The sequence below is a fragment of the Pontibacter beigongshangensis genome, assembly GCF_014332515.1.
GTDB lineage: Bacteria > Bacteroidota > Bacteroidia > Cytophagales > Hymenobacteraceae > Pontibacter > Pontibacter beigongshangensis.
Window position 1 is genome coordinate 31,778 of sequence record NZ_VFSD01000017.1, and the last position, 13,918, is coordinate 45,695.

Consider the following 13,918-nt stretch of genomic DNA (forward strand, 5'->3'; position numbering starts at 1 on the left):
TAGGATGGCCAGGAAAATCTCTTATCCTTTCCTGGCTATCATTAACTCGCCACAAACAAAAAGCCACCAGGGTGTAGTCTTGCTACTACCTGGTGGCTTTTTGTTTGGCTGTTGCCTGCCTCAGGTGGCTGGTGCCTCCTCAGATTTGTGCTGACCCGGTTGGTTGTTTCTGCTGACCAGGTACACCCCTCCGAAAATCATTAGGGCGTACAGCGCTTTCTGCACTGTAAACACATCTTTCCCAAACCAAACGGCAATGAGTATGGCCAGCACAGGCTGCAGGTAAATGTAGATGCCTACCAGCGAAGGGTTTGCATACGCCAGCGCCCAGGCATTGAGCAGGTACGTAATAACCGTTACCCCGATAATCATGAACAGGATGGCAGCCCAGATTTCTGCCGGGAAAGTGCTGTACTCGGGGGTGAGCGCCTGGTTAAAGCCGAAAGGGAGCACTATAACGGCACCCACCAGAAAAATGCGGCTCACAACGGTAATGGCCTTGTACTTGGCCATAAGCGGCTTTACGAGCACCAGGTACATGCCAAAGCTTGTCGCGTTCAGGATAATAAGCACATCGCCGAGCCAGTTGCCGGGTACGTCAGCGCTCTGTGAACCGCTGATAAGCAGGAGCGCGCCCAGGCAGGCCACCACAATGCCGCTAATCTTGCGCGATCCGACACGCTCTTTCAGCAGCAGTGCCGAAAAGATCAGCACCGTAACCGGGCTTATCACCATAAGGAGAGCGGCATTTATGGGCGCGGTAAGGTTTAGTCCGCCAAAAAAGCAGAGCTGGTTTATGGCGATGCCCGTTACCCCGCAGGCTATCGAGCGCATGTTATCGGCCCAGCCGGTAATTTTCTCCTTCACCACCAACTTCGAGAGCAGCCCAAAGAAAATGGCCGCCGACACTACTCTAATCACGATCAGCCCATAAGGGCCCACATACTCGGGCATCACTTCTTTGGCTATGCTGTAGTTGCTGCCATAGATCAGGGCCACCAGAAAAAGTGCCCCATGCACCTGCACTTGCTTATTCATGGTGCAAAGGTACGGCAAATAAACATGTGTTCCGAACCAGCCTCCAAAGCGCTGCTTTGCCGGGGCTTTGGCAGTGTAGCGCGGAGCATAAATTATTCCAATCAAAAACGACCTCCGGAGCCCTTTAATGCTGCTACTGTTCCGGCTGCTGCAAGACAGGTTTTACGGCAGGTGCTTAAAACACTATATAGGTTTTTAACGCTGGTTAGATCTTGTAATGGCCTGGTACACCATCACCTTAAACTTGTCGCTTAGGTCGTTGTAGCTGTTGGGGTACTTTTGTGTGTAGATGAGCGCTACAATTCCCTCTTCAGGATCGGCCCAGTAGGTGGTGCCAAAAATGCCGCCCCACTCAAAAGCGCCTTCCGGAACAGGCAAACGGGCAGCGGTGCGGTCGGTGGCCACAGAGAAGCCCAGGCCAAACTTATTGATGCCCTGGTTCAGGTCTCCGATCTGGTTTGTCGTCATCAGCCGTACGGTGGCCGGGCTCAGCAGGCGCCTGCCTTTGTACTCGCCGCCATTGAGCAGCATCTGCAGAAAAATGGCATAGTCGTACACGGTAGATGACAGTCCAGCTCCGCCTGAAAAGTAGGTGCCGTTTTCTTTCGGGAAATCGGGCGTAAGGCCGGCACGCATGGGCGTAAGCTGCAGCTGCTTCTCCTTGTTTTCGGTATAGAGCCGCACCAGCCTGTTTTGCTTGTCGGCAGGCAGGTAAAAAAAGGTGTCGTTCATGCCGAGCGGCTCAAAAATGCGGGTTCTGAAAAACTGGTCCAGTGGCTGCCCCGATACCACCTCTATCAGGTAGCCCAGCAGGTCGGTGTTGAGGCCATAGGTAAAGCGCTCTCCGGGTTGGTGCACCAGGGGCTGTTTGGCAAGTGCCAGCATGGCATCGGATAGTTTGCCCTCCGGTGTACCTATGCCGCTCGGGATCTGGTGCTTGGCATAAATGGCTACCGCATTTTTTTGGCCAATGCCGGCGTAACTGATGCCGGAGGTATGCGTGAGCAGCTGCCGGACCGTGATTTCCTGTTTGGCCGGTACCGTGGTATAAGTGGTGTCTTCGGGGTTGTACTGATCAAGCACCTGCGGGTTCCGGAAAGACGGGATGTACTTCGAGATGGGGTCGTCGAGTAGCAGGCGACCTTCTTCAAACAGCAGCATCACACCTACGCTGGTTATGGCTTTGGTCTGGGAGGCGATCCTGAAAATATCGTCGCGGCGAAGTGCGGTCGCCTGCTCCACATCGCTGTAGCCTGTGCTCTTGTAGTGCACAATGGTACCGTTGCGAATAATCATGGTCACGGCGCCGGGTATGTGGCCCTTGTCTACATACTCCTGCACCACCCGGTTCAGCCGGTTCAGGCGCTCTGTGCTCATGCCAACCCTCTCTGGCTTGCCTTCCTTTAGAACAGGAAAAGCAGATTTCTGGGCAAAGGTTACCATAAAGCTTAAGCAAAGCAGGAGCGTCAGTAAGTGTTTGGGCATCATAATAAGTCGTTTATTTGCGGCCATAATTTAAGAAGAATATGGCGGATAGTATATAGATTAACCGAAAACCTGGAGCAGCAGCAGGAGTAGCAGCGCCTCCGGAGGGGCTTTTTGATTGGTATAATTTGGTGGATGCTTGTTTGTGATCGATTGCTGAATAGCTTTATGGCAAGATCAGATATTTGAAGGCAAAAATCTGGCGAAAGGAAGTAAAATCAGTCATTATTTTTTCTTTTCCGGTCCGGATAAAGAAGTTGCCACCTGCAAATAGCTTCTTGTTTTCTGGCAGCAATTATTTTGATTTATATTCTAATTTACATTGTTCTGGTAATTTGCAACCTTTTCGGCAGGGCAAGGTATGTGAACAGGATTATATTTCTTCTGCTATATTTTTGATAATGCGTATTTCGAGGGGTGACGGGCGCTGCTGCTTTTGGTGCGCCAGCAAGCCCCCGAAAAGTGAAAAGATGCCGTCTGAAGGACAAATGACAAAGAATACTATATGAGAAAAAGCTTTACTCCTGATAATCTTCCTCTAAGAGACTTTTGCAGCGTTGCATTTCTATTGACCCTGGTTTTTGCCTTGCCTGGTTTGGCCAGGGGTATGGCGGCGGCACCATCGCCAGGCGCACCTTTTTCTACATCAACGGGCTCTTTAGGTTTTTTGGAGAATGGGGGCGAAAAACCATATCCTGAGATTAGCGATTTCTTTGATTATAAACAGCCGTTTTCAAGCACCCCAGTCCGGCTCACGGCCTACTCCAACTCTTCGGGCACTATTACCTATAGCATATTGCCGGGCGGCACCGGAGAGGCAACCTTATCGGGCACAAACAACCAGATGCTGCAAACCGTGAAGCAGGGCACCGTACTGCTCCGTGCCACCGTAGCCGAGGATTTTAAGTACCGCCAGGCTTACCGCGATATTATTGTTACCATCACAAAAGGTACCCAGTCCATCGCTTTTCCTGCCATTCCGGATAAGACATACGGCCTTGCGCCCTTTACAATTTCAGCTACAGGAGGAGGTTCAGGCAACCCGGTTGTTTTTTCTGTTACTTCCGGGCCGGCCACCGTGGCTGGCAATAAAGTAACAGTAACCGGTGCAGGCACTGTAAAGATCAGGGCCACACAGGCAGGAAACATCAATTTTGATGCGGCGCAGGCTGTGGAGCAAACGTTTGTAGTAAAGAAAGCCACCCCAAACCTCACGTTCAATAATATTACCAAAACCTTCGGTGATAACGCCTTTAACCTGGCAGCAACAGCAGATGTAGCCGGAACCATTAATTACAGTGTAGTGGCGGGAGGAACAGGAGAAGTGCAGTTGTCGGGCACAGGAAACAGAACCGTTACTATGGTAAAGGCTGGCACCGTAAAGCTCCGGGCAACCCTGGCCGAACAGGCAAATTACGCAGCTGCTTCTAAAGAGGCCGAACTGCTTATTCAGAAAGCTGCGGGCTCCATTACCCTATCTGACCTGACGCAGACTTACACCGGCCAGCCCCGCACGGTAACAGCTTCCACTTCGCCGGCCGGCCTCAGTACCACCATCACCTACGATGGCAAAACGGCTGCCCCCACCACTGCCGGGACCTACGCCTTAGTGGCCACCATCTCTGACCCTAACTACAGCGGGCAGGCGAGCGGCGAACTTGTGGTCGGCAAGGCAACACAGCAAATCACCTTTCCGGCGCTGGCAGATAAAACCTATGGCGATGCCGCTTTCGAGCTATCGGCCAGCAGCACCGGAGCCAATACGGCCATCAGCTATACCATTGTGTCAGGGCCGGCGACGGTGGCAGGAAATACACTGACCATAACGGGAGCCGGTGAAGTAAAGGTAAGGGCTGCCAAGGCCGGGAACGCAAACTACAATGCCGCCACACCTGTAGAGCGTAGTTTCTCCGTTGCCAGAAAACAGCTTACCGTTACAGCCGATAACAAGCAAAGGGCCTTCGGTGCCGCAAATCCTGCTTTTACCCTTACATACCGTGGTTTCGTGAACGGCGATAACGCTGTTGACCTTTCAAAGGTCCCAACTGCTACTACGGCTGCCACCAGCACAAGTCCTGTCGGGACTTATCCTATTGTGGTAGCCGGAGGCGAGGCTGCTAACTATGCCCTTAGCTATGAGCCGGGTGTGCTGACGGTGGTAAAGGCAATGGCCACCATCGCATTTTCCGGTTTGGAGCAGCTCTATACCGGCCAGCCCCGCACGGTTACAGCCACCACCACACCAGCCGGCCTCAGCACCACCATTACCTACAACGGCCAGGCGACAGCACCCGTAAACGCCGGGTCCTATCCTGTAGTCGCTACTATCACGGACCCAAATTACACAGGGCAGGCCACGGCAGAACTGGTTATCGGCAAAGCGCCCCAGCAACTCACTTTTGGGGCTCCGGCCAATAAGCAATATGGCGATGCTCCCTTTGCGCTATCGGCCTCAGGCACCGGAGCAGATACCGACATTCGCTTCAGCATCGTGTCGGGTCCTGCTACGCTCTCCGGCCATACCCTGACTATAACAGGTGCCGGAGTAGTAACCGTAAGCGCTACGAAAGCAGGGGACGCCAATTATAATGCAGCTCCGGCAGTAGAACGCAGCTTTACCGTCTCTAAGAAGGAACTCACAGCGCAGGCCGATGACAAGCAGCGGGTGTTTGGCCAGGAAAACCCGACACTCTCGTTAACATACAGCGGTTTTGTAATCGGCGATAAAGCCACAGATCTAAGCAAAGCACCATCTGCCACCACTACGGCCACCACAGCCAGCAGGGTAGGCACTTACCCGATTTTGGTGGCAGGTGGAGAGGATGAAAACTACTCGTTTGCATATGTTCCAGGCACTCTGACCATCACCAAAGCCGCTGCTGTAATTACACTTTCTGGTTTGGAGCAACCCCATACAGGGGCACCAATACGGGTTTCGTATGCCACTACGCCTGCCGGCTTAGAGGTGCTGGTAACCTACAATGGCAGCACCCAAGCACCTGTGGCAGCTGGCGAGTATGCCGTGCTGGCCGTTATTACAAATGAAAATTATGCAGGTCAGGCTTCGGGCACCTTAAAGGTAATGACGCCTACTTCTGCGGTGGCTGCCATCCCCGCCACGCCGGAAGTGATGCTGTACCCTAACCCGACCACCAACGGGCAGGTAATCATTAGCGGAATAGGGGAGCGGCAGCCGGTGCAGGTGCTGGTGCATGACATTACCGGCCGTGTGGTGTGGCGGGGGCAGTTGCAACCAAATGCCACCGGCGACCTGACGCTGAACCTGGATGCTCAGCTTCGGCCCGGCCAGTATTTTGTTCAGCTTCGCACAAACAAAAACTACAGGCAGGTGCTGAAACTGGTGAAAGAGTGATCAATTATTCCAATCAGAAAGCCCCTCCAGCAGCATGACAGCTCCTGCTGCTGCTGCCGATGGCAGGTTTGGTAGATCGCAGTTTCCCATTTCTGCTTCTCCTGAAAGGGAGTCCGCTCCATTTTGATTAACTTTGGGGCTAATATTTTTGCTGATGATTCAACCGAACACACCACTGGCCGAGCGCATGCGCCCCCACTCCCTCGACCAATATGCAGGGCAGCAGCACCTGGTGGGGCCAAACGGCATCCTCAGGCGTTATATAGAAGGCGGGGTCATTCCGTCCATGATTCTGTGGGGGCCTCCCGGCGTAGGTAAAACCACTCTGGCCAATATCATCGCCAACCAGATGAAGCTGCCTTTTGTAGCCCTCAGCGCCATAAACTCCGGCGTGAAAGACATCCGCGAGGTAATTGAGCAGGCCCGCAAGCGGCACGGCACTGTCTTGTTTATAGACGAGATCCACCGGTTTAACAAATCGCAACAGGACGCGCTGCTGGGCGCCGTCGAAAAAGGCACCGTCACGCTGGTAGGCGCCACTACAGAGAATCCTTCTTTTGAAGTAATCTCGGCCCTTTTGTCGCGGTGCCAGGTGTACATACTCAAGCACTTGTCTAAAGACGAGCTGATTGCGCTGGTGAACAAAGCCCTGACCGAAGACGAATGGCTCCGTAACCTGAACGTGACGGTGCAGGAGTACGAGGCGCTGCTCACCATATCAGGGGGCGATGCCCGCAAGCTGCTCAACCTGCTCGAGATTGTGGCCGAGGGGGTAAAAGGCGAGCAGGTGGTGGTAACCAACGAGATGGTGCAGCAGGTGGCACAGCAGAACATCGTGATGTACGACAAGTCCGGTGAGATGCACTACGACCTGGTGTCGGCCTTTATTAAATCCATCCGGGGCAGCGACCCTAATGCGGCCGTGTACTGGCTGGCCCGCATGATAGAGGGCGGCGAAGACCCCAAGTTTATTGCCCGGCGCCTGCTCATTTCCTCTTCAGAAGATATCGGGCTGGCTAACCCGAATGCCCTGCTCATGGCTACTTCCTGTTTCCAGGCGGTGCAGATGATCGGGTATCCAGAGGCAGAGATTATCCTGTCGCAGGCAACGGTGTACCTGGCCACATCGCCTAAAAGCAACGCTTCTTACAAGGCCATAAAACAGGCTAAGCAGCTGGTGCAGCAAACCGGCAACCTGCCCGTGCCCCTGCACCTGCGCAACGCCCCTACCAAGCTCATGCAGGAGATCGGTTATGGCAGCAACTACAAATACGCCCACGATTACAGCGGCAATTTTGTGGCCCAGGAGTTTATGCCCGATAGCGTTGTAAACAGAATACTCTACGATCCGGGGCAGAATGCCCGGGAAAATGACATGCGCAAGCAGCTGAAGTCGCAGTGGGGAAACAAGTACCGGTACTGAGAGCAGCGTTTTTGTGCCTGGCCCGGACATCAGCCCTCAGAAATAAAATATGTTTAACCATCAGTTCGTCTATAAAAAAGGCCTGTTGGTATAATAGTAGAAAAACGCACGTACATCCGTTGAACTATTAGGAGTAAATTTGTTTATTGTAGTAAAAGGCCTGCACCGGCCATTCTATCGCTTACTAAAACCTTAAATAACGCATGTTGAATTTTCTGAAGTATGTACTTGCCACTATACTGGGCCTGTTCATATTCTTTTTTGTGGGTATGCTGATCATGATCGGCATAGTAGCCGCCACCGCTTCCGAAGGTAAAGTAGAAATATCCGAGAACTCTGTGCTGGAATTGAAGCTGGATAGGAAAATTGCGGAAAGAGATCCGAACAACCCGCTTCAGGAGCTCGGTTTTTCATTTGGTTCCTTCTCCAGCACCGATGGCCTGGACCAGATAAAGGCCTCCATCCGCAAGGCTGCCCAGGATGAGAACATAAACGGTATTTTCCTGAACATGGGCTTTGTGGATGCCGGCATGGGCAAGCTGGAGGAAATCCGCAACGAACTGATCGAGTTTAAGAAGTCGGGCAAATACATTGTGTCTTACGGCGATGTCACCTCCGAAAAAGCCTATTACCTGGCTTCCGTAGCCGACAAGATTTACCTGAACCCGCTGGGCTCGCTGGAGTTCAATGGCATCAGCTCCGAAGTTTTTTTCTTTAAAGGCACCCTCGAGAAGCTCGGCATCGAGGCCCAGATCTTTAAGGTAGGTGATTTTAAAAGTGCCGTGGAGCCTTTCTTCCTCGAAAAAATGAGCGAGGCCAACCGCACCCAGATGAACTCCTTCCTGAACTCCATAAACGATTACCAGCTGCAGAACATTGCCCAGGCAAGAGGCAAGACCCTGGAGGAACTGAAAGATATATCGAACAACATGCTGGTGCGTGATGCCGAGGATGCCAGAAGGCTGGGCCTGATCACAGACGTGGGGTATCATGACGAAGCCATTTCCTATATGAAGGAGCAGGCAGGGCTGAAGGATGACGAGAAACTGAACCTGATCCAACTCAGCAAATACAAGAAGGCAGAAGGATCGGAGGAGAAATCTTCGTCGAAAAACAGGATTACCGTTATCTATGCGGAAGGCGACATAGTGGATGGCGAGGGCAAGGAGGACAACATCGGCAGCCACCGCTTTGCCGAGGCCATACGCACGGCCCGCCTCGACGAGCGCACCAAGGCGGTGGTGCTGCGCATCAGTTCTCCGGGCGGCAGCGCCCTTGCCTCCGATGTGATCTGGCGCGAGATACAGCTCACCAAAAAAGTAAAACCCGTTATTGCCTCTATGTCTGATGTGGCTGCCTCCGGTGGCTACTACCTGGCCATGGGCTGCGATACTATTGTGGCGCACCCCAACACCATTACCGGCAGCATCGGGGTGTTTGGCATTGTGCCCAACATGGAAGGCTTTTTTAAGAACAAGCTCGGCATTACCACCGACAGGGTGAGCACCGGCCAGTACTCCGATGTGCCGACCATCAGCCGCCCCATGACCGACTTTGAGAAGGAGGTGGTACAGCGCGAGATAAACAAGATTTACGAGGTGTTTACCAGCAAAGCCGCTGAAGGGCGCAACATGACCCAGGACCAGCTGAAGGAGTTCGCCTCCGGCAGGGTATGGTCAGGCATCGAGGCCAAGGAGCGGAAACTGGTAGATGTGCATGGCGGCCTGGAGAAAGCCATCGAGATTGCTGCTGCCCGGGCTGGCATAGAAGACGATTACCGCCTGCGGGAGCTGCCCCGCGCCAAATCCCTGTTCGAAGGCCTGTTGGGCGATATGGGCTCACAGGTAAAAGAACGTGCCGTGAAAGCAGAGATGGGTGAACTTTACCCCATGTACCAGCTCTACAAGAAAGTTGAGAACCTGCAGGGCATACAAGCCCGCATGCCCTACGAGCTCTCGATACAGTAAGCTGCAGAAACAGCCTGAAACACCCAAAAGCCGCCCCCGGATTTGATTCCGGGAGCGGCTTTTGGTTTTGAATGAGTGAATGAATATTAAATGCGTGAATTTGTTAATTTTGAGTTCGAGACAGATAACCTGCCTTTCGAGGCTTTGTACTGTAGCAGCAACTGCGGCAGAATTTGCCTTGAAGGGCCTTTTTCATTATAATAATTTGGAAGAGTGCCTTCTGAACAGATGAAGAGCAGCCAAAGCCAGCGCAACATCATCGTAAAAGCCACAGGTTAAAGCACTTATTCACCTTTTCAAAATTCACTCATTCTAAACGCACTCAATCATTCAATCAAAATTCAACATTAAAAAATGCAGCAACTACAGGAATCAGCGGCTTTTATACAGCAACAGGTAGAAGGGTTTACACCTGAATTCGGGATCATACTGGGCACCGGGCTTGGAGGGCTGGTAAAGGAGATAGAGGTACAGTACAGCCTTTCGTATGCAGATATCCCAAACTTCCCGGTTTCTACGGTAGAGAGCCACTCCGGCAGGCTGATTTTTGGAACCCTGGCCAAAAGAAACGTGGTGGTGATGCAGGGGCGGTTCCACTATTACGAGGGCTATACCATGAACCAGGTGGTGTTTCCGGTGCGGGTGATGAAGCTGCTGGGGGTGCAGAAGCTATTCGTGTCTAATGCGGCAGGCGGCCTGAACCCACAGTTCGAAACAAGCGACCTGATGGTGCTCACCGACCATATTAACCTGCTGCCAGGCAACCCGCTGGTAGGCAGAAACCTGGAGGAGCTGGGCGTGCGCTTTCCCGACATGAGCGAGGTGTACGACGAAAAAATGATCCGGCAGGCCATGGTCATAGCCGAAGATGCTGACTTCGATCTGCAGGAAGGCGTGTATGTGAGTGTGCCCGGCCCCATGCTGGAAACTAAGGCCGAATACCGCTACCTGTCTATGATCGGGGCCGATGCCGTGGGCATGTCTACGGTGCCGGAGGTGATTGCTGCCCGCCACATGGACCTGCCCGTGTTTGCCATATCCGTGATAACCGACATGTGCACCCCCGACAGAATAAAGAAAGTAGCGCTGGCCGATATCCTGGAGGCAGCCGCCAAAGCCGAGCCCCGCATGACCCTGCTGATCCGGGAGCTGATCAGGCAGCAGTAGGCGCTGCGGGTGTTACCACTGCCAATTGGGTGCGGAATTATTCGAATGAAAAGGGCCCTCCAGAGGCAAAAAAGGACGAAAGACTCTTCTAAAGTTAAAAAATAAGAGGTATGCGTTAGTCGTTCATTAAAAATGTGAATAATTCATTTCCAAATTTTCAAATGGAAGAATTCCCAAATTGAATAATTAGCACATCAGCACATTAAACTGATTATTCGAATGAAAAAGCCCCTCCGCAGGTGCTGCTGCATAATATCCGCTATTTGATGATGATCATCTTCCGGTCGTACACCAGGTTCGTGAACACGCCAATGCCACCCTCCACGGTAGACTTTATGCGGGATGGCTGTGCAAACGGGTTGCCGTTTGAGCTTTTGGCATCTGAGGTCGAGCGCAGGAAGTCGTGGTATTTCTCCTCGATATGGTAAAGCGAGATAATGAGCGTATCGTTTTTGGCGTAGTTGTAGCCGCCTCCCAGGGTTACCAGCTGGCCGTTGGTCAGGCCGTCGTCGGTCACAATTTCGCGGGCCGATGCTCTTTCCACACTGTCGCGGTGCACTACATAGCGGTAGTAGTTGGCGCGGTCCGGATCGTCCTGGAAGGAAGTCAGCAGCAGTGCCTCCTCTCTGGTGTTAAAGCGCCATTCTATGGTATCGATAGGCACATGAGGCAGAATGGTGGTAACGGCAGTTACCTTGCGACCCCGGTCATCGCTCACTTCCAGGGTGTATACATCGCCGGGCCGGCCCCGCATAACCTCATCGGAGCGGTGGGTATAGTATTTGTTGTGCACCTGGTCTGCGTGAGGCTGGTAATGTAACTCTATGCGGCGGCCACGGAAAGTAATATAGGCTTTTGCATCGGGCACCAGCGGGACCTCCGGTTTGTCGAAGTAGCTGGAACTTTCGAGCACCGTTATGCGGTAGGGCTTACCATATTCCAGGTATCCTTCTACCACCAGTTCCGGCTCGTAAGGGGGCAACTCCACTTCTATGTCTTTTTGAAGGTCGCAGGCGGTTGCCAGCAGCGCCAGCAGCAGCATATAAGAAAAAAAGAGCCTCTGCTTCATCAGAATTTAAAGTTATAAGTAACAGAAGGAATAACCGGGAAAAGCGACACCTGCTTGGCCTTAAAAGCGACAGGCGTCTTATCATCCTCTTCATTTACCTGGTCGAAATACACAAAATACGGGTTGCGCCGGTTGTAGGCATTGTACACGCTGAAGGTGAGGTCAGACTCGCCGCGCCTCGGCCTCAGCTTCAGCACCATGCCCAGGTCCAGGCGGTGGTAGGCGGCCAGCCGGAAGCTGTTGCGCTCGGAGTAGATGGGAATAATGGAGGCGGAGCGGCCCTCTACATCCTGCATGGCAAAGCGGGCCACTGGCAGCGAGTAGGCGTTGCCAGTGCCGTACACAAAGGCGCCTGTCAGGCTGATGCGCTTGTTGAGCCGGTGCAGCAGCACCACGCTTATATCGTGGCGGCGGTCGTAGCGGTTCGGGAACTTGCGGCTGTCGTTTATGCCCTCGAACTGCCGGTAGGTCCAGGAGAGGGTGTAGCCGATCCAGCCGGTGGTTTTGCCCGTTATCTTCTCCAGGTACAGCTCATTGCCATAGCTTTCGCCCTTGCCAAACAAGAACTCGTTCTCCAGGCTGTCGTTTACAAAAAGGTTGGCGCCATCGCGGAAGTCGAGCTGGTTGTGCATCCATTTATAATAGACTTCGTTGGTGAGCAGGTATTTGCCTTTTCCTAATAGCTTGCTGGCTCCTACGGCTACCTGCTGCGATCGCTGCGGCTTCACGTTGGGGGAGGATGGGTACCACACATCTGTAGGCAGCGAGGCGCCGGAGTTGGCCACCAGATGGATATACTGCATCATGCTGGCAAAGCTTGCCTTAAGCACCAGGGTCTCGGTGAGGTTGTATTTGGCCGAGGCGCGGGGCTCCAGGCCGAAATAGTTTTTGCCTTTGTTGCTGAACCCCGAAAACCGGAGGCCATAGTTCAGGGTCAGAAGGGAGTTCACTTCAAAATCGTCAGAAATGTAGGTGCCGAACTCCGTTGCCCTGAAACTGTTGCCGGCCGATACCGAAAACCTGTCGTCGCCCCCGCCGAAGTTGAGGCGGCCAATCGTAAAGCTGTGGCTGGTAGCCATGGCCCCTACCTTCAGGTGGTGCCTGTCGTTCAGGGTCAGGTTAAAGTCGGTTTTCAGGGTAAAGTCCTGTATATCGGACCGTAGGCGGAGGGAGAACTCTTCTATCTGGTTGGCTATGGTGTACTGGTAATTGCTTGTGGAGACGGAGGTGGTTACAAAGGCCCCGGCGTTAAAGCGGTGGCGCCAGCGCAGCGAAGCCATGGAGTTGCCCCAGTCAAACCCTACTTTAAAGTTGTTGTCGCTGAAGTTAAAGAAGTCTCTGCCGAAATAGCTGCTGAAGGTCAGTTCGTCTTTGGAGGATAGCTGGTAGTTGAACTTCCCGTTGAGGTCGTAAAAATAATAGTCGGGGATGGGGCTGTAGTCGGCGCTGCCCTCATTGGCCTTGTTCAGCAGGCGGGTAAAGACATCGGAGTAGGTGCGGCGACCCGAGAGGATGAAAGAGGCCTTGTCTTTGGCCATAGGACCCTCCAGCGTAAGGCGGGAGGAAATAAGGCCCAGCCCTCCGGTGGCCGTAAATTTTTCGGGGTTGCCCTTGTTCAGCTCCACATCCACCACCGACGATAGCCTGCCGCCAAACTGCGCCGGGAATCCACCTTTATAAAGCTCTACACTCCGCACAGCATCAGGGTTAAACACACTGAAGAAGCCGAACAGGTGGGCGGGGTTGTAGATCACGGCATCATCGAGCAGCACCAGGTTCTGGTCGGGGCCGCCGCCACGCACATAAAGCCCCGAAGCACCCTCACCGCCAGACTGCACGCCCGGCTTGAGCTGCAGCGTTTTAATCAGGTCAACTTCTCCGAACAGGGCAGGCAGGAGTTTGGCTTCTGTGGAGGTAAGCAGCTCAACACTCATCCGGGGGGTGTTAAGTTTCTGGCGCAGGGTATTGGCCTCCACCACCACCTCCTGCAGCACATTGCCGGCATCCTGTAAACTGAAATTTATGGTTTGGCTGGAGCTATTGACCGTGATTTGCCGGGAAATTGTTTCGTAGCCGATAAAAGTAACCTGTAGCGTATAGTCGCCGGCCGGCAGCCCGAAGCTGTAAAAACCTTTGCCATCGGTAATGTCGCCGATGCCCAGTTGGGGAACTCCCACGGTTGCTCCAGGCAGTGGCTGCCCGTCAGAAGCCGTTTGCACCTGACCTTTAATGGTAGCTTTTACAACCTGCGCCCTAGTTACGGGACCCAGGAACAGTAGCATAAGCAGGAATAAAGAAGGCAGGTAAGAGGGCAGGCGCATGAAGGGGGGTAGTAAGTTAATAGTTAAAAGTTTCTTGTTTGCTCATTCATTTCCTTTTCCAAAAGCTTTCAGTGC

The 13,918-nt window shown here is 53.1% G+C and carries 8 protein-coding genes; 4 read left to right on the forward strand and 4 right to left on the reverse strand.

The window, feature by feature from the left end; translation table 11 throughout:
* Positions 1-120: 120 nt before the first annotated feature.
* Together FJM74_RS14315 and FJM74_RS14320 are read right to left on the reverse strand one after the other, a co-directional pair.
* Positions 121-1,038, reverse strand: coding sequence for a DMT family transporter (locus tag FJM74_RS14315; RefSeq protein ID WP_187263306.1), 918 nt, complete (start codon positions 1,036-1,038; stop codon positions 121-123).
* A gap of 195 nt (positions 1,039-1,233) precedes the next feature.
* Complete coding sequence (locus tag FJM74_RS14320) at positions 1,234-2,526, reverse strand: serine hydrolase domain-containing protein (RefSeq protein WP_317175562.1); 1,293 nt, start codon at positions 2,524-2,526, stop codon at positions 1,234-1,236.
* A 502-nt stretch (positions 2,527-3,028) separates the two neighbouring features.
* On the opposite strand from FJM74_RS14320, the gene FJM74_RS14325 reads away from it, so the two are divergent.
* From FJM74_RS14325 to FJM74_RS14340, 4 genes are all read left to right on the forward strand, one after another.
* Positions 3,029-5,896, forward strand: coding sequence for an MBG domain-containing protein (locus tag FJM74_RS14325; RefSeq protein WP_187263307.1), 2,868 nt, complete (start codon positions 3,029-3,031; stop codon positions 5,894-5,896).
* Between the two features lie 154 nt (positions 5,897-6,050).
* On the forward strand, positions 6,051-7,319 hold the full coding sequence (locus tag FJM74_RS14330; RefSeq protein ID WP_187263308.1) for a replication-associated recombination protein A: 1,269 nt from the start codon (positions 6,051-6,053) through the stop codon (positions 7,317-7,319).
* Positions 7,320-7,522: 203 nt separating this feature from the next.
* Positions 7,523-9,286, forward strand: coding sequence for a signal peptide peptidase SppA (sppA, locus tag FJM74_RS14335; protein ID WP_187263309.1), 1,764 nt, complete (start codon positions 7,523-7,525; stop codon positions 9,284-9,286).
* A 354-nt stretch (positions 9,287-9,640) separates the two neighbouring features.
* Positions 9,641-10,453, forward strand: a complete 813-nt coding sequence (locus tag FJM74_RS14340; protein WP_187263310.1) for a purine-nucleoside phosphorylase — start codon at positions 9,641-9,643, stop codon at positions 10,451-10,453.
* Positions 10,454-10,712: 259 nt separating this feature from the next.
* Here the strand turns inward: FJM74_RS14340 and FJM74_RS14345 are convergent, their stop codons facing one another.
* Together FJM74_RS14345 and FJM74_RS14350 are read right to left on the reverse strand one after the other, a co-directional pair.
* Positions 10,713-11,522 (reverse strand): DUF4249 domain-containing protein, encoded by an 810-nt coding sequence (locus tag FJM74_RS14345; RefSeq protein WP_187263311.1) that lies wholly within the window; start codon positions 11,520-11,522, stop codon positions 10,713-10,715.
* Positions 11,522-13,804: a TonB-dependent receptor gene (locus FJM74_RS14350; RefSeq protein WP_241739176.1), complete on the reverse strand. Its 2,283-nt coding sequence runs from the start codon at positions 13,802-13,804 to the stop codon at positions 11,522-11,524. Before FJM74_RS14350 ends, FJM74_RS14345 begins: the two co-directional genes overlap by 1 nt.
* Positions 13,805-13,918: the final 114 nt, after the last annotated feature.

Coding starts and splice junctions, on each gene's coding strand:
- FJM74_RS14315 (WP_187263306.1), bottom strand. CDS start 1,038: ATGAATAAGCAAGTGCAGGTGCATGGGGCACTTTTTCTGGTGGCCCTG.
- FJM74_RS14320 (WP_317175562.1), bottom strand. CDS start 2,526: ATGATGCCCAAACACTTACTGACGCTCCTGCTTTGCTTAAGCTTTATG.
- FJM74_RS14325 (WP_187263307.1), top strand. CDS start 3,029: ATGAGAAAAAGCTTTACTCCTGATAATCTTCCTCTAAGAGACTTTTGC.
- FJM74_RS14330 (WP_187263308.1), top strand. CDS start 6,051: ATGATTCAACCGAACACACCACTGGCCGAGCGCATGCGCCCCCACTCC.
- sppA (WP_187263309.1), top strand. CDS start 7,523: ATGTTGAATTTTCTGAAGTATGTACTTGCCACTATACTGGGCCTGTTC.
- FJM74_RS14340 (WP_187263310.1), top strand. CDS start 9,641: ATGCAGCAACTACAGGAATCAGCGGCTTTTATACAGCAACAGGTAGAA.
- FJM74_RS14345 (WP_187263311.1), bottom strand. CDS start 11,522: ATGAAGCAGAGGCTCTTTTTTTCTTATATGCTGCTGCTGGCGCTGCTG.
- FJM74_RS14350 (WP_241739176.1), bottom strand. CDS start 13,804: ATGCTACTGTTCCTGGGTCCCGTAACTAGGGCGCAGGTTGTAAAAGCT.